At 42.8% G+C, this 21,357-nt stretch carries 25 protein-coding genes and 1 pseudogene; 12 read left to right on the forward strand and 14 right to left on the reverse strand.

What is annotated here, in order from left to right:
• The first annotated feature begins 85 nt into the window (after positions 1–85).
• Positions 86–481, forward strand: coding sequence for a hypothetical protein (locus tag FFM73_RS01675; protein ID WP_137630051.1), 396 nt, complete (start codon positions 86–88; stop codon positions 479–481).
• A 135-nt stretch (positions 482–616) separates the two neighbouring features.
• Here the strand turns inward: FFM73_RS01675 and FFM73_RS01680 are convergent, their stop codons facing one another.
• The gene (locus FFM73_RS01680; RefSeq protein WP_137630052.1) at positions 617–1,846 is read right to left on the reverse strand and encodes a NupC/NupG family nucleoside CNT transporter; all 1,230 of its coding nucleotides are present in this window, start codon (positions 1,844–1,846) and stop codon (positions 617–619) included.
• 22 nt (positions 1,847–1,868) lie between these two features.
• On the reverse strand, positions 1,869–2,801 hold the full coding sequence (rihB, locus tag FFM73_RS01685) for a ribosylpyrimidine nucleosidase (RefSeq protein ID WP_137630053.1): 933 nt from the start codon (positions 2,799–2,801) through the stop codon (positions 1,869–1,871).
• A 110-nt stretch (positions 2,802–2,911) separates the two neighbouring features.
• On the opposite strand from rihB, the gene yeiL reads away from it, so the two are divergent.
• The 4 genes from yeiL (at position 2,912) to FFM73_RS01705 (ending at position 4,959) form a co-directional block, all read left to right on the forward strand.
• Positions 2,912–3,595 carry a transcriptional regulator YeiL gene (yeiL, locus tag FFM73_RS01690; RefSeq protein ID WP_137630054.1) on the forward strand — a complete coding sequence of 228 codons (684 nt, stop codon included), beginning with the start codon at positions 2,912–2,914 and terminating at the stop codon, positions 3,593–3,595.
• Positions 3,596–3,730: 135 nt separating this feature from the next.
• On the forward strand, positions 3,731–4,237 hold the full coding sequence (locus FFM73_RS01695) for a DUF7679 family protein (protein ID WP_137630055.1): 507 nt from the start codon (positions 3,731–3,733) through the stop codon (positions 4,235–4,237).
• Between the two features lie 132 nt (positions 4,238–4,369).
• The gene (locus FFM73_RS01700) at positions 4,370–4,810 is read left to right on the forward strand and encodes a MarR family winged helix-turn-helix transcriptional regulator (RefSeq protein ID WP_171001154.1); all 441 of its coding nucleotides are present in this window, start codon (positions 4,370–4,372) and stop codon (positions 4,808–4,810) included.
• Positions 4,810–4,959, forward strand: a complete 150-nt coding sequence (locus FFM73_RS01705; RefSeq protein ID WP_137630057.1) for an amidohydrolase family protein — start codon at positions 4,810–4,812, stop codon at positions 4,957–4,959. Before FFM73_RS01700 ends, FFM73_RS01705 begins: the two co-directional genes overlap by 1 nt.
• Before the next feature lie 75 nt (positions 4,960–5,034).
• On the opposite strand, the gene mmuM is transcribed toward FFM73_RS01705, so the two are convergent.
• On the reverse strand, positions 5,035–5,982 hold the full coding sequence (gene mmuM, locus FFM73_RS01710) for a homocysteine S-methyltransferase (RefSeq protein WP_137630058.1): 948 nt from the start codon (positions 5,980–5,982) through the stop codon (positions 5,035–5,037).
• 125 nt (positions 5,983–6,107) lie between these two features.
• Here mmuM and FFM73_RS01715 point away from each other — a divergent pair, with 125 nt between their 5' ends.
• The gene (locus FFM73_RS01715; protein WP_137630078.1) at positions 6,108–7,484 is read left to right on the forward strand and encodes an amino acid permease; all 1,377 of its coding nucleotides are present in this window, start codon (positions 6,108–6,110) and stop codon (positions 7,482–7,484) included.
• A gap of 151 nt (positions 7,485–7,635) precedes the next feature.
• On the opposite strand, the gene FFM73_RS01720 is transcribed toward FFM73_RS01715, so the two are convergent.
• The 3 genes from FFM73_RS01720 to FFM73_RS01730 all read right to left on the reverse strand — a co-directional run bounded on the left by FFM73_RS01720 (position 7,636) and on the right by FFM73_RS01730 (position 10,595).
• Entirely contained in the window at positions 7,636–8,634 is a 999-nt protein-coding gene (locus tag FFM73_RS01720) for a serine hydrolase (RefSeq protein ID WP_235874424.1), read from the reverse strand.
• On the reverse strand, positions 8,615–9,337 hold the full coding sequence (locus FFM73_RS01725) for a hypothetical protein (protein WP_137630059.1): 723 nt from the start codon (positions 9,335–9,337) through the stop codon (positions 8,615–8,617). The genes FFM73_RS01720 and FFM73_RS01725 overlap by 20 nt, the downstream gene beginning before the upstream one ends.
• Before the next feature lie 232 nt (positions 9,338–9,569).
• Positions 9,570–10,595, reverse strand: coding sequence for a LacI family DNA-binding transcriptional regulator (locus FFM73_RS01730; RefSeq protein ID WP_137630060.1), 1,026 nt, complete (start codon positions 10,593–10,595; stop codon positions 9,570–9,572).
• A gap of 186 nt (positions 10,596–10,781) precedes the next feature.
• Here FFM73_RS01730 and FFM73_RS01735 point away from each other — a divergent pair, with 186 nt between their 5' ends.
• On the forward strand, positions 10,782–11,150 hold the full coding sequence (locus tag FFM73_RS01735) for a hypothetical protein (protein WP_137630061.1): 369 nt from the start codon (positions 10,782–10,784) through the stop codon (positions 11,148–11,150).
• A gap of 174 nt (positions 11,151–11,324) precedes the next feature.
• Here FFM73_RS01735 and FFM73_RS01740 read toward each other — a convergent pair whose 3' ends face one another.
• Positions 11,325–11,846, reverse strand: a complete 522-nt coding sequence (locus FFM73_RS01740) for a transcription repressor NadR (protein ID WP_137630062.1) — start codon at positions 11,844–11,846, stop codon at positions 11,325–11,327.
• Positions 11,847–12,038: 192 nt separating this feature from the next.
• On the opposite strand from FFM73_RS01740, the gene FFM73_RS01745 reads away from it, so the two are divergent.
• Positions 12,039–13,451: a nicotinate phosphoribosyltransferase gene (locus FFM73_RS01745; RefSeq protein WP_137630063.1), complete on the forward strand. Its 1,413-nt coding sequence runs from the start codon at positions 12,039–12,041 to the stop codon at positions 13,449–13,451.
• A 92-nt stretch (positions 13,452–13,543) separates the two neighbouring features.
• Here the strand turns inward: FFM73_RS01745 and FFM73_RS01750 are convergent, their stop codons facing one another.
• The gene (locus FFM73_RS01750) at positions 13,544–13,801 is read right to left on the reverse strand and encodes a hypothetical protein (RefSeq protein WP_137630064.1); all 258 of its coding nucleotides are present in this window, start codon (positions 13,799–13,801) and stop codon (positions 13,544–13,546) included.
• 232 nt (positions 13,802–14,033) lie between these two features.
• On the opposite strand from FFM73_RS01750, the gene FFM73_RS01755 reads away from it, so the two are divergent.
• Entirely contained in the window at positions 14,034–16,169 is a 2,136-nt protein-coding gene (locus FFM73_RS01755; RefSeq protein ID WP_137630065.1) for a hypothetical protein, read from the forward strand.
• A 288-nt stretch (positions 16,170–16,457) separates the two neighbouring features.
• Here FFM73_RS01755 and FFM73_RS13160 read toward each other — a convergent pair whose 3' ends face one another.
• Positions 16,458–16,625: an amidohydrolase family protein gene (locus FFM73_RS13160; RefSeq protein WP_137630066.1), complete on the reverse strand. Its 168-nt coding sequence runs from the start codon at positions 16,623–16,625 to the stop codon at positions 16,458–16,460.
• A gap of 16 nt (positions 16,626–16,641) precedes the next feature.
• Between FFM73_RS13160 and FFM73_RS01765 the strand changes: the two genes are divergently transcribed.
• Together FFM73_RS01765 and FFM73_RS01770 are read left to right on the forward strand one after the other, a co-directional pair.
• Complete coding sequence (locus FFM73_RS01765) at positions 16,642–16,815, forward strand: transposase (protein WP_137630067.1); 174 nt, start codon at positions 16,642–16,644, stop codon at positions 16,813–16,815.
• Positions 16,816–16,942: 127 nt separating this feature from the next.
• A complete protein-coding gene (locus tag FFM73_RS01770) occupies positions 16,943–17,515 on the forward strand; it encodes a TMEM175 family protein (protein WP_137630068.1) in 573 nt (190 codons plus the stop codon).
• Between the two features lie 41 nt (positions 17,516–17,556).
• Here the strand turns inward: FFM73_RS01770 and FFM73_RS01775 are convergent, their stop codons facing one another.
• Together FFM73_RS01775 and FFM73_RS01780 are read right to left on the reverse strand one after the other, a co-directional pair.
• Positions 17,557–17,832, reverse strand: coding sequence for a type II toxin-antitoxin system RelE/ParE family toxin (locus FFM73_RS01775; protein WP_137630069.1), 276 nt, complete (start codon positions 17,830–17,832; stop codon positions 17,557–17,559).
• Positions 17,822–18,100, reverse strand: a complete 279-nt coding sequence (locus FFM73_RS01780; RefSeq protein WP_137630070.1) for a type II toxin-antitoxin system RelB/DinJ family antitoxin — start codon at positions 18,098–18,100, stop codon at positions 17,822–17,824. The genes FFM73_RS01775 and FFM73_RS01780 overlap by 11 nt, the downstream gene beginning before the upstream one ends.
• 331 nt (positions 18,101–18,431) lie before the next feature.
• Between FFM73_RS01780 and FFM73_RS01785 the strand changes: the two genes are divergently transcribed.
• Positions 18,432–19,814: an AAA family ATPase gene (locus FFM73_RS01785; RefSeq protein WP_137630071.1), complete on the forward strand. Its 1,383-nt coding sequence runs from the start codon at positions 18,432–18,434 to the stop codon at positions 19,812–19,814.
• A 225-nt stretch (positions 19,815–20,039) separates the two neighbouring features.
• Here the strand turns inward: FFM73_RS01785 and FFM73_RS12955 are convergent, their stop codons facing one another.
• From FFM73_RS12955 to FFM73_RS01795, 3 genes and pseudogenes are all read right to left on the reverse strand, one after another.
• On the reverse strand, positions 20,040–20,237 hold the full coding sequence (locus FFM73_RS12955) for a hypothetical protein (protein ID WP_235874425.1): 198 nt from the start codon (positions 20,235–20,237) through the stop codon (positions 20,040–20,042).
• A gap of 71 nt (positions 20,238–20,308) precedes the next feature.
• Positions 20,309–20,422: pseudogene (locus tag FFM73_RS13290) on the reverse strand (ASCH domain-containing protein); the annotation flags it as partial.
• A gap of 256 nt (positions 20,423–20,678) precedes the next feature.
• The coding region (locus FFM73_RS01795) for an RNA-guided endonuclease TnpB family protein (RefSeq protein ID WP_137630073.1) at positions 20,679–21,357 on the reverse strand (679 nt) is incomplete at its 5' end.

Raw genomic sequence — 21,357 nt, forward strand, 5'->3', positions numbered from 1 at the left:
TATTAGCCTTTATTTCGCGTTAGCAGTGGCTTATAATCTCAGATGTGACGTTAATTTCAATTCAGTAAGAAAGTGAGCGATCAACGTGGCATTTCAAACACACTATAACTTTGGCGGTGCTAAAACCCATAATGGCGGCAGTAAGTCCGCTGCTAAAAAAATACTTAAGCAGTTCTGGCAGTATATTCAGCAGCAAGGTGCCCAGTTAAGCGACCCCGTAACCGTTAGTGAGGTTGCAACATTGCAACATCATCTAGTCGCATATGGCAACCAAAAAATTAACGGTTATAAAGTTTCCGGTGGCACCTATGCGGATACGTTAAGCCAATACATGGCTGATTGCAGGACTTATCTGGACCAGTATTTAACTAATAAGACAGATACATCGCTGACAATGAACCGGCAATCATTTATGATTCAATATGAACATCAAGTCAACCAGTTAATTCGCCATTATGAAGCGATTATTGCCAAGGGGTAATTGGTTTGAGTTTACGCATAACTGTTAACCTAAGTACCAAAAAAGTCATTCGATTAAGCAACCGAATGACTTTTTTAACGCAACCTTAGATTGTCTAGAAATAGTCAGTGCTTCATTGTAAGATACGCCGTTCAACTACCACACAAACAAGCCCACTAGACCAGCTGATAGCAGCGAAACTAAAATACCAGATAATAGCATATAACCAACGTTTTTAGCGACTAAATCATTCTTTTCCTTATCCACTAAGCCCTTAAAAGCACCAATGATCATCCCGGTGGTACCGAAGTTCGCAAAGGACGTTAAAAAGACGGTGAGGACCGCGCGTAAATGTGGTGTGTAGCCGTTAATGACGTTGCCAGCGACTTTCCCCATTACTACGAACTCGTTAGTGACTAATTTCAATCCCATGTCCTGCGATAAGATCCACGCATCATGAACCGGGAAGCCTAACAGCCAGGCAGCTGGGAACATAATCGCACCCACAATGTGTTCTAGGGACAGCGGTTTCCAGATCAATCCCAGCAGCTTGTCCGCTAAAGCGGCTAAGGCAACAAAGGCAATAACATTAGCCGTAATAATTAAGATCAACCGACCGGCGCCTAAAATAGAATCGCCCAAGTATGAAAAGAAGGGTTCTCTTTTCGCTTCTTTACCCTCATCATCACTGACAGTGGCAATCGTATCCTCTTCTGGAGAGACTTTAACCGGATTAAGTAAATTAGTCACAATAATGGCGTTCAGGCAATTAATTGGCACCGCGGTCAAAACGAACTGCCCTGGCACCATTTGAGTATACGCACCCAGAATCGAGGCCGTGACGCAGCTCATCGACATCATCGCCAAAGTCACGTTACGAGCGGCACTCATCTGCCGAAGCTGTCTGCCTGAAATCGCCAGGACCTCAGTGTTCCCCAGAAACATCATTTCAATCGCGAAAAACGATTCAAACCGTGGCTGTCCGGTAATAAAGGATAATCCCCGACCGACCCATTTGATGATCCAAGGTAACACGCCGATATAGGTTAAAATATCAAAGACTGGCACGATCATGAGGACTGGTAATAGCGCGCTGGTCACAAAGTTCATGGTTCTAGCAGTCCCGCCGAATTGTGGTGTGACCCAGTTCGGCAACGCAAAGACGATTCCCTGATACGAAACCTGGACTAACCAGTTAAAGCCATCAGCCGCAGCCTTAACCGCGTCACGACCGGCTGAAAAGCTAGTAAAGAACCAGGCTAATGCCAGATTGATCAGTAACATGATTCCAATCGACCGCCAGTTAATGTCCTTTTTCTTTTTTGAAAATAGGAAACCAACTGCCACGAACACGATGATCCCAATCAAATTAATAATGATATACATGCCGACCTACTCCTCTCTATGACTACTTGTAGGTCTTAATGCAGTCAGCAACCAGGTCAAAGAACTTGTCCCGGTCGATCTTCTTACCCACTTTGGCGTTCGGTGTTTGCTTCAGTACGTTGAGTTCATCACAAACCGTCCGGCCGTAGCAAGGTCCGCGGTTGATATCAACTTCCACGAACATGTCCTGCATCTCAAACATGGTTGGATCGATCAGATAGCCAATCGTGGTAGCATCGTGAATGGGACCAGCTTCCAGGCCAAATTCTTCAAATTGGGTCTTCAGTGTAAAGCGCATCAGATCACCGAATAATTTACCGGCCTTATTGCCAATGGCTTCCATTCTGTCGATCACGTCAGGGGTACATACCGTCTGATTAGTCAAATCCAAGCCCATCATAACAATTGGGACACCGGACTTAAAGACGACGCGAGCAGCTTCGGGATCAGCAAAGATGTTAAATTCAGCTGATGGCGTGAAGTTACCGGTACCGTAAGCCCCACCCATCAAAATGATTTCTTGGATCTTAGGGACGATCAGCGGTTCCATCCGCATGGCAGTGGCAATGTTCGTCAATGGACCAGTTGGCACTAACGTAATGTCGCCATCACTAGCCATTAAGGTGTCAATAATGAATTGTACCCCGTTGAGCTTTTCAGCTTCCCGGTGCAGTTCTGGGAAAACGGGCCCATCTAAACCAGTGGTACCATGAACGTTACCAGCAACCACCTGTTGACGAACCAATGGCTGAGGCATGCCGGGATAGATTTTAGCATCCAGATCCAGCAATTGCGCAACGTTTAAGCCGTTGTGCGTGGTCTTAGCTAAAGTTTGGTTACCAGCCACAATGGTGATCCCCAATAGATCAATTTTGGAACTCGCGTTGGCCATTAACATGGCAATCGCATCATCGTGTCCTGGATCACAGTCCAGAATAATTTTTTGTGCAGTCATAAGTATATCCTCCTTGTATTGACGGGCGTGTAAGCCCTTACTGACAAGTTGAATTATAACCAGCAAATTGATATGGTAAGTATGAGAAATCTCACACTTGGAGAAAAAACATGAAAAAAATTTTAAACGATCATTTAAAACAGCAATTGATTAATACCAACCACTTTAACGATCTGTTTTCAACGGATATGAGTGCTAAGACCCAATTGCTCAGCGTACCTGCTGGCGGTTATATTATTGAAAACACGAAGCGGCCAGCCTACTTATTTTACTTAGTCCGCGGTAAAGCCAAGTTGTACGATGCCCAGTCTAACGGTAAAACCGTGCTGATTGATTTCTTCACCCCACCGTGTTTTATGGGTGAAATGGAACTGCTGGATCCTGATAGCGACCCCTTCAGCATGCAAGCTATTGAAGACTGCCTTTTATTAGCCTTACCAATTAACCAGTATCAAAATCAGCTACTTTCTGATACAATATTTTTGCGCCATATTTGTCTCTACTTAGCCTATAAGGAAGCCCGCGATGTGCGCACGGCATCTAAAAACCAGTCGTTTACGCTGAATCAAAGGCTGGCCGCCTTTATTCTACTTACCGAGCACAACGGTACCTATAACGAAAAACACACCCAAGTTGCGCAGTATCTGGGGGTATCTTACCGGCATTTACTATACGTATTGGCCACCTTTGTTGATCAGGGTTACTTAGTCAAGCACGGCCGCCACGTTTATCAGATTGCCAATCGTGAAAAATTAATGGCACTTTCGTCAGAAATTCGTAATGAGCCGGAATAAAATCTTTCATCATATTATTCTGGGACACTTGATTTGCCGAACTATCTGGCATAAGATTGTTCATGGTAGCGCTACCATAGTTGCTATAATAGTATTTTTGTATTCACAATCTTTATGATTAAGGGGGAATTCATAATGAGCGATCAACTTTGGTGCGCAGATATTATTCGGTCTAACCATCAAGCACAAACTTACCGGCTCTCGGGTGATCTGCAGTATGCACTCACCATTGACGAAGCCGGTCAAAGACACCTTTTACACGGACTCATTGTAGTGCCGCTCGCACCCTACATATTTTCCAAACCGCGAGGAACTAAGGAAGATGTTCTGCCACCATATGGTGTGGGCTATGTCAATCGCGTTTATCAGATCGATCAACCAGCAGCCGGTCAGCTGACGCCCACCCGCAGTCAATTTATTGACTACAAGTACTGGCCCAACGAAACTAGAAAAAGTGTCAGCATCTATTTGCAACACGATTATTCTTGGTTAAATAAAAAACAAATTGACGCTGATATTGCCTACTGGCAGGGTCAGGATAGCCATCGTCCGGTTCCAGTTAACCGCTTGTGGGTACTGGTTTCTAAGTATCGTATTCACCGGCATTTAAAACGGATTGCGGCTTATCGTAAACGACATTAAAATCACCCATCACTGTTTGTCATGTGATGGGTGATTTTAATGTCGAAGCGAATCCGCTTGAGCCGTAAATTGCTTTTAAATAATCAACATGCTAAATTGAATTGTAAACTAATACGCGAAAGAAGTGCTACCATGCAAGATACAAAAAATTATCCGGCAACAACTGCCCTTTGGCGTATGACCAGCGCCTACCGAACCTTAGTCACTAGCCAGTTACGGCAGGTAGGTATCTATCCGGGTCAAGAAAATGTTTTGCTAGAATTACAAAAATGCGGCGAGTTATCACAAAACGACCTGGTGAAAAAAATCGTGGTTAACCACTCAACAATTGCCAAATCAGTTTCCCGACTAGTGCTGTCCGGCTTTGCATCAACCACTAAATCATCCAAGGACCGCCGAATAACGCTGGTTTCTTTAACTGATTCAGGGCAAATAGTTGCCAGTCAGGTTAAGCAGATCCTCGACCAGGCCGAATCAGCCGCTTTAAGGGGCCTCACAACCGCTCAACAGCAAGATTTTATCACCATTGCTGCTCAAATTGCTGCTAATTTATCGGCGGAAGCTAAGCGGTGATGGTCCCGCTTTTAATCATCATGTGGGCTGAAGATTACCCCTTCGTTAAAACCGGTAAGGCAGCGCAATTCTTAGAGGATTTACCAATTAGCCAATCCAATAAGGAAAAGATCGGCCATGGTACGGCAGAAAAGCTGTTTAAACTTTAAAATAATATCAAAAAGGGTGGCCGTCAACTGTTAGATGTAGCTCTAACAGTTGACGGCCACTTTTGTAAACACCGATTATTCTATGACACTCGCCGCAATTTCTTGAATGTCTACTGGTGTGGTCCGGCAACAGCCACCGATCAGTGATGCTCCAGCTGCTTGCCACTTAGGCGCCAGTTCCGAAAACGATCTCGCATTCGGGTTACTTTCCCAGGTCTTAGTCACTGGATCATAGGTATCGCCATTATTAGGGTAAACAACGATGGGTTTATCCGTAACCTTAGCAATCACCTTGATCAAGACCTCGATGTTAGTCATTGCTGTACAATTGACACCAATGGCGATAATGTTTGGAAACTGGTTAAAATAGGTCACCGCTTCCGTTAAGGGAGTGCCATCACAGAGCTTGGCTTCAGCAGTCACGCTAAACGACAGCCAAGCCGGAATACCAGCAAATTCGTTCCGCGACAAATCCGCCAACGCCTTGGCTTCAGCAAAATTAGGCTGGGTCTCAAACGCAAATAGATCGATCCCCGCACCGGCCAGTAAATTCATCCGAGCGCGATGAAAATCCTTATATTCACGGTCAGTCAATGAGTAGTCACCGGTATATTCACTGCCGTTAGCGAGGTACGCCCCATAAGGCCCCACACTGCCGGCAATCAGTAGCGGTGTCGTCTGGCGAGCGTCTTCCGGTAGCGTTTTAACATAATCGGCCCGGGCCCGCTGCGCTAATTTAACCGAATCAAAAATCATTTTACCGCTTTGTTCCTGCGTTAAACCGGCTTTTTTAAAGGCGGGAATATTCGCCTGGTAGCTATCGGTGATAGCAATGTTAGCCCCCGCGTCAAAGTAGCTGCGGTGGACGGCTACCACAGCATCCGGGTCGTGAACTAAAGCCATTGCTGACCACAGCTCGTTGTTCGTATCAACCCCTCGTTTTTCTAATTCGGTGGCCATGGCCCCATCCACCACTAAGGCGGATTGCTTTTCTAGCCAATTTTTAATTAAATCATTATTCATAGAATTAGACTCCTTCATGTCGCACTTGCATGATACTGCTTTTTAATGATATTCTAATCTAAGCAAAGTTGCAATTATTGGAGGAATATCAGTTGGAAAAAACAGATACCAAGCTGGAACGTAAAATGACGTCCCGGCACTTATTTATGATCTCACTAGGCGGTGTCATCGGAACCGGCTTATTTCTAAGTTCTGGTTACACGATCCACGAAGCAGGACCCGTTGGTACCATTTTAGCATACGCCATTGGGGCAGTCGTCGTTTATCTGGTCATGCTGTGCTTAGGTGAGCTTTCGGTGGCCATGCCAGAGACTGGGTCCTTCCACGTCTACGCGGACCGCTACATTGGCCACGGTACGGGCTTTACGGTTGCGATTCTGTACTGGTTAACTTGGACGGTCGCATTAGGTTCGGAATTTACCGCTGCGGGGCTGATCATGACCAAATGGTTCCCGCACTCTCCCACGTGGATTTGGAGTGTTCTTTTTATGGTTGTCATTTTCACGTCAAATGCGATGTCGGTTAAATTTTTCGCCAATACTGAATTTTGGTTTTCCAGTATCAAAGTGGTTGCCATCATCGCCTTTATTATTTTAGGAGCTTGCGCGATGTTTGGCGTGATCCATATGAAGGGTTATCAGCACGCCCCCATGTTTTCTAATTTATTCAAAGATGGCCTCTTCCCTAACGGCTTTAAAGCCGTCTTTACAACGATGCTGACAGTTAACTTTGCCTTTTCTGGTACGGAACTGATCGGCGTCACTGCAGGCGAGACTAAAAATCCAGAAACCACGCTGCCCCGGGCAATTCACACGACACTATTTCGCCTGATCATCTTCTTCATCGGTAGTATCGTTGTCATGTCCGCTCTTATTCCGTGGCAAAAAGCCGGTGTTAATCAAAGCCCGTTCGTATTGGTATTTAACAGCATCGGTCTGCCTTTCGCTGGCGATCTCATGAACTTTGTGGTGCTGACAGCAATTTTATCAGCCGCTAATTCTGGCTTGTATGCGTCAACCCGGATGCTGTGGTCCCTGGCCAATCAAGGTACGATTCCCATCAAAATTGCCAAAACCAATCGCCATGGCATTCCAATGCTAGCACTTTGCCTCAGTATGGTCGGTGGTATTCTCGCCTTGGCTTCCAGTGTCGTTGCTGCTTCTACCGTTTACCTCGTATTAGTGTCAATTTCCGGTTTAGCGGTTGTTATCGTTTGGATGGCTATCGCTCTGTCAGAGATCAATTTCCGCAAACAGTGGTTAAAAGATGGCCACACAGTTGCTGAACTAAAGTTTAAAACGCCCTGGTATCCGGTTATTCCCTGGACAGCGTTTATCATGAGCCTGCTGTCTTGCGTGTTAATTGTTTTTGACCCCACCCAGCGACCAGCATTATTCTATATGATTCCGTTTATCGCGTTGTGTTACGCGGTTTATTATGGAAAAGTGGCCTGGGGAAAACATCATTCAGTCGTCGAAAAACCAAGTGATCAGCATAGTTAATCTTTTTAAATTTAATCAGCCTGCTACTAAGTTAGTTGTCACAACTAATAAAATACAACAGCGGTTCATTTTTCCGGTTGGATACTTGCCACACCGAAGAAGTGAACCGCTTTTGTAACTTGCTTATCCCCATTTGAATGAGATAAATTAATCAAAACTTTAATTGGCTATTTTGGAGTGAAAATAAGCGTATATAATTGACTGCCAAGCTGTTGCATTGCGTTAATTTGCCTACTTTGAACACCCTTTTGAGAAAGAACCACGACGACAAATGCTTGATTGCCCTTTTGAGCAATATGGCCGCATCGTTTTGAACCCCGTAATCTGGGAATTCACCGGTTTTATTAAAAATAGTGGCTTTTTGATTGATCAAAGCCGGCAGTTTACTTTGATTCGCATTATATCGCAATAGCTGCAGCATTTTAGTATCGTAAGGATCGCCTAGAACTCGGTGCTGGTAAAGTCTACTCAGTAGGCTACCAACGTCTTTTACGGAAGTCATGTTATCTTTGCCATTCTTTAAGGCTTGATAGTCCAGCATTTTTCGCTGCAACCGGGTCTGCGTGCAGCCCAGCCGTTTGATCTCTTGATTAATGACCGTTAGACCGCCTAGCCGATCAATGAGAACGTTAGTCGCGGAATTATCACTATTGCGAATCATTAGCGTTAATAACCGGCTGACTGAAAGCTGGCGAACGCTTTGATGTGCAAGTTCACCAGTGCCACCAACACGGTCAGCCTGAGGAATCGAAACTTCCTGATTCAGTGCTAACCGGCCCGCCTTTATCTGACGGAACGCTTCAACCATGATAAATAATTTAATCACGCTGGCAGATCGTTGCGAGCGATTATTCATAATTACCGGCTGCTTAGTGTTAAGACTGTCAACGTAAATCGACGTTTGTCCAGAAGCTGCTGTCAGACACTTTTTCTCAACTGATCGAATGTTTCGTTGATTTAAATTGGTTTTGGACGTTGCTTTAGGTTTAACTTGGGCAGGCTTAGCGTGCTTGGAACTCGACGCTAACTTCTGGCTTGATTGAGAGGTCGATTGCGCTTTACTGGGCTGACGGTTAGCCCTAGAACAGCCACTAACCATGATCAATCCCAGCAGAAAACTGCCCACTAATTTACTGAACCCAAACTTCATTGACTAAATCTCCCTTATATGGCTTGCCATCGGTCAAAACAGCCCCACCGGCATAGGACGTGTAGCCATAATAGGTTTCATTTTCACCGTTACTCCAAGCAACAACGATTTTGACATTCGCGTTAATGGACTTGGTGTCATTGGTATTCGAAGTCACGTCATAGGATAGCACACCACTTTGACTAGAGGGTGAAATCGTGGCAACACCATGAAAGCTGGTCCCATCATTATTTTCCTGGACAACGGTGCCGTCAGAATCAATCACGAGATCGCTTTGTTGACGGTTGGAATCATAATTGTAAAATGAATAGTCACCAACAAATTTGGAATAGTTGTCAAAGCTATTGTTAGTATTCAAATTAGTGGTGCCATTACTTTGGGCCGCCTGATTTTGCTGCTTCCCCTGTTTCAAGAGAAACGCGTCGTTACTCTTTTGAATCTGAAAGTACTCCGTTTTGAGCGAGCTGAAACCTTTTTTATTTAAATCAGTCAGTTTGATGCCGTTTAATGCCTTATTAGATGACTTATAGTTCCCGTTTTCATTCAAATCACGCGCTGTTTTGATAACACCTTCATCTTCAGAGAGCTGATCCTGATTCTTAGCAGAACTGCTAGTACTTGGACTGGCCTGAGAATTGCTGCAACCGGCAAGCCCTAATGTCGCCATCGTCAATAAACTAAGTAAAACTGGAATTTTCTTCATACGAATGCCTCTTATAATTTTATAATATGTAACCTTTGCTCAATTATTATCATAGGCTAATCTTTTAGTTAATTCAATTTGAATATTTAAATAAGCAGTCAGCAATCACAATTTTCTAATAAACAGCGCTGCAGATAATCCGACTTAGATTTTCTGCAGCACTGTTTATTTTGGAAAAATATTAAAAATTATCAGAGTTCGTCAACATGATCAGTTATCTGAATACTCTAAACTAACAAGTTTGCAGCGGATAGGTCTCGCCAGTGCCTAAGTGTCCCGGAATCGTCGTTCTTGATATCCATTGGCGACGATGCGCGATTAAATCACAGATTTGATTGACTGCGGTAATGCCTAATATTTCCTTGGGTAACGAAAAACTGGTAATTGCCGGTGTCAAAAAGGAAGCCACGTGAATATTATCAAAGCTGATAAGCGGCAGATCCTTACCGGGAACAATTTGCCGTTCCAATAAACCTTTGACAACGCCGATTGCGATTGAATCGGATGCGACCAGTAAACCGCCAATTGGCGTTGTTACTTCCGAGAGCAGCTCATTGATTGCTGATAGACCCGCTTGAGTGCCCCAAGACGTTAATTTCATTAATGCCGACTGGTTATTAACCGCTAACCAGTCACGGTAAGCCTGTGTGCGCAGGTCGTCACCCTTTTTTTCAACCGACCCATCCAGGCTAAATTCCATCCGGTAACCGCCAATAAAGGCAATCGGACCGTTGGCTTGTTTTTTGAGCAGTTTTAACGCCTTAAGGGTCAAATTATATAAATCGGTCCCAATAGTATCAACGAGCGAACAATTGGTATTAACATCATCAATAACAATAATATTTGGATTATAGTGTTTTAATCGTTTGATTGCTTGTTCTGACAGCGAGCCTAGAATAATAACGCCATTATAATTAGCAACGATTCCCGGATTAATACCAACTTGAATCTGAAAAACGTTTTGAATATTCACATTCCGCTTTCTAGCAGTCTCGTAAATGCCTTTTCGAACAAAGTGCCAATATTCATCTTCAATTTCATCCTTCAAGAATAGTGTGGTAATTAAAGCACAGTTAATCTGCGTTGCCATCTGCTTAATGCGGTGATGCACTGGTTGATAATCTAAATCAGAAGCGATTTTCTTAATTCGCTTTAGCGTTTCAGGTGCCACCATTTGTGCCAAATCAGGGTTGAGCGCATTGGAAACCGTTGCCGGCGATACGTGAGCTGATTTGGCAATATCTTTAATTGTCGTCATAATTATACCTTCTAATAAATGCGTTAATTAGTCTCTCTCAAAACCTTGTTTACGTATTTAAGTATGACGAATTTGTAAACCAAGTGCAATACCAATTAAACAAAAAAGGTTGCATTAATGACCGCAAAATTGCTACATTTAATAATGGATAAACAATAATCTCTAATGCAAAGGACTGGTGGCAACATGACTCAAATCAAAGGGAATCCAATTTTAGAAAAAGAAGCCGAAAAGAACCAAGCAATGAATGCTGAACGTGAAAAGGCCTTAACGCAGGAGCTTGAAAAAGTGCGTTCAGAATTAGCTTATACCAAATCCGAAGCCTTCAACAGAGATCTAAAAGCCTGCCACGTTGATTTATACGCCCGAACACGCAAGGAAGACGGGACGGCTGACCCCAAGTTGCAAGCCTATGTTGATCAATTCTTTGGTAAAGTTACTCAGAATTTAGATCATGATGAAATGTTACTGCTGAGAGATTGCATCGTAAGCGCGTTTGAAGCTGGCGGTAAGGGCTTGAAACAAGATTGGACAGAGACTAAGGAACCGTTCTAACCGTAACTATTTTTCGAAAAAATACTAAAACAACAGCCTTGCTTACACGAGCAGGGATGCTGTTTTGCTTTTGCTATTCTTCTAAATTTTCAACGTAATGATTAAAAGAACGTGTTTCCTTGTCCTTAATCAAAAATTATCAAGCTAGACTGGTTAAACTTCATCCGCTTCTTGTCACTCATCGAGGTGGTCTTCATAAAGATAGCCGGCCGCACGCAGCGATGCCTGAATCGCAGCCAACTGCTCTGGCGTGTCGTAAGCAATCGTATGGGTGTGTACACCATCCGTTAGTTCCGATAATAAGTGTGCGCTCTGCCGTTTCAGCTTAGCCACAAACAAGTTCACATCACCAATATCTCTGACCTGTAAAGTTGCTTTGAGCTGGCCGTACAGCGGATGGTCGACCACAACGTCTTCAATCACACCGCCTGCTTCAACGATTCGTCGCATCTCATCAGCAGTGTCATTGGGAAAATGCCGGCAGACTAGAACCGCTTCATGGACCGCCTTTTTCTGATATTCATAGCCACGCAAAGTCGCCACGATTGCTTCTCCCCCCGCTCTTAACAGGGAAACATCCCCGACGATTGTTTGCCGGCTCACGTGGAATTTGCGCGCTAGTTCACTGGCGCTAATAGGCAACTGACTCGTTGATAAAACCGATTGAATCTGTGACCGTCTTTCCGTACTTGTCAAGACACCATCTTCTTTTAAAAAAAATTTCGATATACGCTTATCGTTTCTCTATTATTTTACCAAACTAGGCGATTAATGGGAACGTCTATTTAAATTAGATTAAACCTTTTCGCTCAGGTATGCTAAGATATAGGCAATATTTCATGGGGTGTCAAGACACCAATCAAACATGAAAAGATTGGACGATCAGTAATGCTTAACCTTTCTTTATTAACCGACCTTTACGAATTTTCGATGGCCAACGGGTTTCAAAAAGATCTGCCCGATACCCGAGCAACCTTTGATATTTTCTTCCGGAAAGTGCCCGATCAAGGCAGTTTCGTCATCACTGCTGGGCTTCAGCAAATTATTGATGAATTGCCGTTTTCATTTACTGCTGACGACATCGCTTATTTCCGCAGTCTCCATCTTTGGGACGAGGAATTTTTAAACTTCTTAGCTACCTTTAAATTCGATTGTCACTTACGGGCAATTCCTGAAGGCACCCCCGTTTTCCCACGGGAATCGTTAATGACCGTGGAGGGACCGATTGCGCAGGCGCAGCTGTTAGAAACGCTGCTGTTGACCATTCTGAATCACGAGTCACTCATTGCCACCAAGGCTAGACGGATGACCTTCGCCGCTGGTAACCGGCCCATCATGGAGTTTGGTGCGCGCCGGGCGCAAGGACCTCAAAGCGCAATCTATGGCGCTCGTGCCGCGGTTATCGGTGGTGTCGCCAGCACATCCAACGTTTTAGCGGGCAAGCTATTTTCGATTCCGGTTGCCGGCACCATGGCCCACAGTTGGATCGAAGCTTATCCCGATGAACTAACCGCCTTTCGTCAGTGGGCTAAATATTATCCGGACAACAGTGCTTTGCTGGTTGATACCTATGACGTTCTGACTTCTGGTATTCCTAACGCCATTACCGTGTTCAAGGAATTACGCGCTAAGGGCCACGAACCCGTGGGCATCCGTATTGATTCCGGTGACATTGCTTCACTATCGCGCCAAGCAAGAACCATGTTAGATGAAGCTGGTTTCCCTAAAGCTAAAATTACGATTTCCAACGCGCTAGACGAAAACATCATCGAATCGTTACTGCATCAGGGCGCACCAATTGATAACTTCGGGGTTGGTGAAAAGTTGATCACCAGTGCGTCAGCGCCCGTATTAAGCGGTGTTTATAAGCTAGCCGCTATCGAGCAAAATGGTCAACTGATTCCGAAAATTAAAATCAGTGACAGTCGTGAAAAAGTCACCATTCCCGGTCAAAAACAAATTTACCGGCTTTACCGCCAGGGTACTCACGACGCCTTTGCTGACCTGATTGCGTTAGCTGACGAAGACGTGGTTAATCAACACCACCTCGAAGCCTTTGACAGTAACCCGCTCAGTGTCAGCAAAGTTCAAAAATTAAACGACTTTGATGCTCAACCACTGTTAAAACCAGTCGACTTGAAGCAATCTGCCGTTAGCCCGTTGGAAATTCAAAAGTTCAGTAAGCAATGCTTAGCCGAATTGCCGGATGAAACTAAACGGCTGACCAATCCGGATACTTATCACGTTTACATGACGACAAAATTGGCCAAATTGCAGGATGAGCTGATCAACGCTAACTAAGATATACAAAGGGCACCTCAGAAATACTGGGGATGCCCTTTGTGATAAAATGTTGCACTTGATTTGACAATTCAGACCATAAAAATACTATCCTAATCTAACTCGAAAACAGCATCCGCCGTATCCCAATCTTGCACCCAATCCGAAATATTTTTACTGTCAAGATCACCGTCGACCATCCACTGAATCTCGTATAATTTATGAGGATTTCCATCCAGCTTGTACCCCTTACCATGGACGATTTTAATCGTTTCGCTGACACCCATTACGGTGCTTTCAAAGATTTCATCGGTAGCGGGCTGGGTCACCACGTATTTGACACCATCAACACTAACAATTGGTTTTGCCATAATTAAACACTCCTTCGATATTTGATTAGCTTTTACATTAATTATAACCAAATTTTTGAATCATTTAAGGTCTAACCCTCATGTGCCTACTTTTTACTGTTCTTTTATCCCTCAACAGACACACATTCCAAATTATTCAATCAATGGGGCGAACACATTAACAGTCCCTAATTGTATATCACATCTACTTTCAAGTATAATAGCCCTATCAAACAATCGAGGGGGCATCGCAATGCCGAAACGAATCACACGGGAATCAGTTCTTGATACTGCGACTGCAGATATCAGTGACTTTATCAAAACCAAACCTTTTCTTAATTATTACGTCCACAATCAGGCTAGCAAGCAACTGGCGCCAGAATACCTGCTGCAGTTTTGTACCCAGATGTATGATATTTGGGGGCAGCATCCGCGTAAATGGACTCAAAAATCAATCAGTACAACTTTACTGATTTCAAACCCATATTGGCCGTTGCTAACAAACAAACTACAGTCAACTGAATGGTTTAACATCCTCACCAAATATGTCGCCTATCTCATTGCCAATGGCGAAATAACGGGTAATCCTAATCTTGCTAAAAATATTGAACACCATCTCGGCACTCGCTTAAATATTGGTCCAAATTTCGCTAGTAGCTACTGGTTAGCAAAACTTCGTCAACTGCAAAAAACACCCAATTTCACTTCAAGTGATCAGTATAAAAACTATGAAATGCAACACGTTAGCGATATATTACTTCTGGCCAATAACACCTCTTTTGCAACACTTTTTCAGATATATCGGGAACTGACTATTTTTCAATTTGATATTGATAACGTCGCAGACTACTTGCAAGCAGGCCTGATTAGCATTTACCCCAAAAACAAGACCGTCCGCTCATTAACTTTTCAAAATGATCTAGAAGCCATCTTTGATAAACATAAAAATGTGATTGCTAGTCTATTGGATCGAATTGTAATCGTTGCCGCACAGAATCATCTGAACTTACGACAAAATGCTTCTAGAAAAGCCTTTTTCAAACAATACCAAACAGTTCTTGCTTCAATTGCGCCTATTGATCAGATTCAATCTGATCTGCAAGAAGTGCTTAATGGAAAACCGCTTAATGTCATGTCTTTACTCACCCAAACTCCCAATACTGACACCACTGTTAAGGGTGGCTATGATTGGCACGGCGATCTTCGCTACCATTTCATTGATTTCAAAAGTGGTAAGGCCAGCTACCTAGCCCCTAATACGATGGTATCCATCATGCATTTTTTCACAGCAAACGAAAAACCTGCCACGGTTCTTAAAACCACCAAACAAGTCTTGCAAAGTCATTCAAACATCAAGCATGCCACCGATTACGCACTACAAACAGATATCTTAGTACCATTTGTGTCAAGTGAGCAATCGATTGTTGAAGTATTCTTAACCGATTTTCAAAGGCACTTTCCGACCAAATTGTCAGGCTTCAAAATGAATATGACCGAGGTTGCGGCCACGATTTACCGTTTTTATAACGATTTATTCATACAGACTGGTCGTTTCCGACGTAAATGGACGGGCAGGTCAGTGGCACAAATACTAAATGATTCGCAACTCGAATGGATCAACATGACCCCTCAGCAAGCTAGCGATAGTTATGAGATTCTAGCACCCTACATTGATTTTCTGATAGATAATCGTTACCTAACTCCCAGTGAGGCTATCCAGAACGTCTTATCCGATTTCGTTGATGAGCTTAACCCACTACTGGATGAGGATAATGATGTCCTCACAGATCAAGATAGGGTATTGCGGTTAATACTCAAGCTGGCCGATCTTTTTGACGTAACCGACCTCACTGATGATGCTGACTTTACTAAACTTATTGCTGAACATGAAATTGAAGCCATTTTACTTGCTGAAGAATTTCGTTTGGGTGAACTTATCAACCTCCAAGCAAATGCAATTGAGTTTAATTCTCAGGAGGCTTATAACAATTATTGTTTCAACTGGTTTACGTCTTTCCTAAAACCAACCTACACAAAGGCCACGGTGGCTAAATTAACCGGTATTCCCAGTGTCTTGCAAGACAACATTTTCTGGTCACAAGTGTTCAATAAATTAATCACATCTGATGACCCATTACCATGTCAAAAACGTCTTCAAGTTGCGCTTCAAATTTACTTAGGGCAAACTGAAGCACCCAATAAAGATCAAATCAAAAACTTTGCAGCTAAGTTTGATCAGTGTCGTAAAGCGTTGGAGATATCCAAAACAGAATTCAAAGACTTATTAGCACCTGACCCACAGTTGACACAGCAATCAATGGTTGCTAATAATGTCATTTCTTTAGATGAAGCGCGTAAATTAGCCAAAAAGCGTCATAAGAAACGTTAACGATCAGGATTGGCTCAGATAATCGGTTAGCGTCCCAAGATACTTTTTTTAAATATCGCATATGCTCTGGTTTCGATATCAATGTTCTATTGATATTAAGAAATCTCTTGGTATAACGAATTATCTGTCCTCGCATAGTAGTTATTCCTATTTTTCACCTAGGAAGATATAAATACAACAATCCCCTAGAGGCAGACAACCACATTGATTCAGTTGTCTACCTCTAGGGGATTATTGTATTTTGTATGATTATTGACTATTTGAGTCTACAACCGTTATATTTGATGCCTAAAAATGAAACAATCTCTCAGCATTTCCATGCCCAATCTTTTCCTTAATCTCTTGGTCGATCGGCGCATCAACAAGAAACTTCTGTGCACCATCCGGTTGAATATAAGGATAGTCAATAGCATAGAGTAGATGATCAGGACCGAGTTCGGTTAAATCAAGCTGCAACTGTGGCCAGGTTCAGATGGTGATCAGTTTTCCACCTAAGTCAGCGCCATCTTCAATCGTTAAAGCTTTTAAAGGTGGTTCATGGTTTATTCAGTTTCCACAAACCAAAAAATCACTCTGGGGCAGACATTTATGGTCTCTTAGCTTCTTTATGAGTACCCTTGGTAATACTCTTCAAAAGAAACAATAGTTCAATACGTTGACTCACAATTAGACCGATACAACGGTGGACGTCCAAGGCGTTGATTCATCTCGGCATTAAAATACCGAGTTTTCTCAACTGACGCCACTTATAAAGTTAAATTGGAGGCGTTAAGATGAATAAGGGACGATTAGAAGCATTTAAGGATGCTGTCATTGCGATTGCAGCCACAATCATGGTACTCGAGTTACGCCCACCTAAAGGCGTAACTTTGAAAACGTTAAGCCAAGATTGGCCGATCCTGTTATCTTATATTGTCAGTTTCACGCTGATATATGTAGTTTGGTATTCCCATCATAATATCTTTAATAAGGCGAAGATTATTTCAACACGGACCTTTCTGCTCAACGGACTGTGGTTATTTGTTTTGAATCTGGTTCCCTTTGCGACTGCTTGGGTCGGTCAGCACATTGACAAGACTGTTCCTGAAGTGGTCTATTTAATTGTTATGTTCTTATGGTCAGCAATTTTTCAGTTGATGGACCAGTCAATACTAAAAGATAATCCTGAAATGAGGCCTGACAATTCAAATCGCTTAAGTTCGCGACTATTGCTGTACGGTACAAATATTTTTGGCATCTTTCTGGCATTTGTTTGGCCAATTGGGGCTTTATTAACTGTTGGGGTTATCAGTATGATACACATGATTGATTTATTGCGGGTTTCTCCAGTGCACCCCACTGAATGAATTGAAGAACGATCAAAAAAAGAGCTGTAAATACAGCCCTTTTAACCAAACAATGAATCATGACTACCTGTGTCGGTCAGCACTAATTTTAATTTATCGCCCTCAATATAGTAAATCAACAGCCAATCTGATTCAATATGAATTTCATCAAAACCATTCCAGATTCCTTTAAGTTGATGTTGCCTCAAACGTTTGAGTTCGACCTCATTATCATTCACAATTGCTTGAATCGCTTTTGACATCTTTTTAATGTTGTAGTGTTTCTTTTTTAACTTCTTGGCACTTTTTAAGAATTTAGCGGTTGCCTCAATCTTCATTAATATAGTCTTCCAATTCTTTAACCGAGTTAAAACTTGTTAGATTACGGTTATGCAACGTATCAGTACGTGCTTGATTAACATCATCGGGAATTAAAGATAATTTATTGAGGGGTAATGATTGAGTCCTTACTGTTTGCGTTAAGAAGATATTGATTGCAGTGCTTAGATCAAGTCCAAGTTCAGTATAGATTTTTTGAGCTTCTTCTTTAGTTTGCTTATCCACTCGAATACTAATCCGAGCATTTTTACTTTCTATTTTTGACATATTATCACCTCTGCAATTATCTTAGCCCATAAGATACCCAATGTACACCAAAAAGCACCCAAATAATTTTCAATAAAACAGCTCGCTTAATTCCCAAATTATCAATTCAAGCGCAACGTTTTTACAATCATCACGCTTATTTAAATAATAAATTATATAATATAAAAGTGGTTCTTAAAGTGACTAAATCAAAGTGGCTTCTAACTTTATTAACGTTTGAGAATCTTTTTAAATCGACGCTGCAAATTATTGCGAACAAAGATGATGCTTCAAACGTTGTTCCTAAATCCGTAATAAGAGCGTTAATTGATCAAGTAAAGAAGGTAAATACATGACCGAACAATTATCATTATTAAACGGCGCATCTGGTTCAAGCGGTAATGGCCAATCAGCTAACCGCTCCCTGAAGAACGTCCAGCCATTGGCCTATAGAATGCGTCCCCGTAAAATTGAAGAAGTGATCGGTCAAACTGATTTGATTGGTGACGGCAAGCCCATTTCAATGATGGTCGCTGCTAACACCCTCAGTTCCATGCTGTTATATGGACCGCCTGGCATTGGCAAAACTTCCATTGCGCAGGCATTAGCTGGTAGTACTAACCGGCGCTTTATCTACTTTAATGCCGCCAATGGAACCAAAGCTGACTTACAAAATGCGTTAGCCGTTGCCAAGACCGAACCAATCGTCTTATTTGTGGATGAAATTCACCGTTTGGACCATCCCAAAGTTGATCTGTTATTAGCATCCGTGGAAGATGGCTCCGTCACTTTAATTGGTGCGACCACTGAAAACCCGTTCATTAACCTACCACCAGCTTTACGCAGCCGAATGGTTATCTACGAATTAAAACCATTGACCAAGGACGAAATTTTAGTTGGTTTAAAACAAGCTTTAACAGACACCGACCGTGGCTTAGGCCAATATGAAGCAACTCAAAAGATTGACGAATCCAAGTTAATTTACTTAGCTGACCGTACTAACGGTGATCTACGTTTGGCCTTATCTTCATTGGAGATTTTAGTCAAATCTGGCGCGCCGTTCGATGAAGAACACATTGATGCCACATTAGGCGCTGGTGCGTCAAAAATCGATAATGGTGAAGACGGCCATTATGATACGATTGCCTGGTATTGCGAAGCCATTAAAAGTTCTGATGTGAACGCCGCCCTATTGGCATTAGGCGTATTGTTGAATGGCAACGATATGGAATCCGCTATTCGCCGGATCGAAGTTGGCTTATTTGAAGACATTGGTGTGGCTAACATTAGCCTCTGGACACCGGTTATCGATGCCTTGCAAGTGGCCAGAGATGTGGGTCTGCCAAAAGCTCAATCCGTCTTATCCGCTGTGACTGTATCAATGTGTTTATCACCCAAAGCCAACGCCTCGACTAAAGCCATCGAATTTGCCCGCGAAGACGCAGCGAAGGATGACTGGCAACAGCCTGACATGACTCGTGATATGCACTATAAAGGTGCGCTCAGTTTAGGCCATGGTGTGGGCTTTGTCTCCGCCCATCAGTTTCCAGAACATTTTTGGGGTAAGGGCTTAATGCCTAAAGGGATGGAAAATAAGACTTATTACCGACCGGATACGAAAGCTGAAGCGAAATATCGTCAGATTAATGATGGCTTACGCGCGAAAATGTATCCGAACGCACCGAAGACGAAGCCCTTGTCGGCGGATGAACGGGGCTGTGGACCGAAGAAGTGATGTAATTTGAAACCGAATCGTTTTTGCTTGTCTAGATAGCTGGCTATCGCTCCAAAGTTGTTCAGTTATGAGCTGCTTAATATAACTTGCTTGATAGCAGGATATTTACTGATACACAAATATACATAGGAAGGGAGGAGACCATACATCCTCCCCCTTTCCTATGTATATTTTTTAATGTATCAAAGTAGTCGCAAAGTTACCGATTAAGTGCCCAATGCAGAATCAATAGCGTATTGGTATCAAGTACTTTTGGGCAAACGCCTTAACAGCCTCATCACTGAGGTTATTTTCATCATCGATTTCAGGATGGTACTTGATCAAGCTATCATCAACGTTAAATAACCGTTGTCGCCCTTTAACCGGGAATGGTTCAATTGCTCGTAGGTGGTCGAGTTGCCATGCATACTGATGATCACCCAACTTTTCCACTCCTTAAGCCGTACCACTACCAGCGCGTGTCCAGGTATGGTTTTAGGTATTTTATGTGCTGCAGCACAAATCAACAGATCACCACGATACTTGGTGGGCCAAGATCGATATTCAATAGTTTTATCACCATTCAAAACTTCAAGCGCGTAGTCTGAGCGTAACGACAAAGCCTTCATAACTTCACTTCATTCCATAATAGTATTTACATGGTTAATCTTGCCAGATGTTTAAATGTACATCAACGATTTAGAAGAAAAATGTTGTCATACGATTAAAACCCAACCTACTTTATCCAAACGTGAACTACTCGTCACTAAAGTAACGAGCTTCTAGGAACACCGCTGACTTACACAGCATTCTACGAATGTTGTGCAGAGGTTACGGCTATTTACTAAGGCATGTTCCGTGCCAGATAGTCTTTTAGACGCTAAGTTACGCAGTCGCTTGTAGGATATTAACTGCGGCATTGATATCTCTATCATGACTAACGCCACAATTGGGACAGGCCCACTGTCTAATATCTAAAGTGTGCTTACCATCGTCATAGCCACAGCCTGAGCAAATCTGCGAAGTCTTTCGAGGGTTAACAGTGACTAACTGTTTTCCATACCAAGCGCACTTATATTCCAGCATTCGACGCAATTCTCGCCAGCTTTGGTTAGCAATCGCTCTGGCAAGTTTGTGATTTTTAAGCAGATTCTTGGTTTTCAAATCTTCAATATGGATCACATCATATTGGGCTACCAAAGTTTTTGTTAACGTATTTAAGTAATTGTTACGTTGGTTGGCTATTTTTTCCGCATACTTAGCGACCATCCTTTTAGCTTTTTGATAGTTCTTAAAGTCAGATAGTTCTCTGGGTTCCATTACCTTATTGTGCTTATCCCAAGCAATTTCTTGCTGAGCTTGTAACCTTCTCCGAGCTAAACGTTTTTCCCAGTAATGCTGCTTTTTACTGAGTCGTTTATCAAAGCGAATCGTTGGGTACTTCACGCCATCGGAGGTGATCATTAAGTCAGCAACCCCCAGATCAATACCGACTGGATTACCGGTCTTAGCTAAGGGCTTAATATCAGTGTCGACTAGAATGACGGCATAGAACTTACCAGTA

Origin of the sequence: Secundilactobacillus hailunensis (assembly GCF_005405185.1) — a bacterium.
Lineage (GTDB): Bacteria > Bacillota > Bacilli > Lactobacillales > Lactobacillaceae > Secundilactobacillus > Secundilactobacillus hailunensis.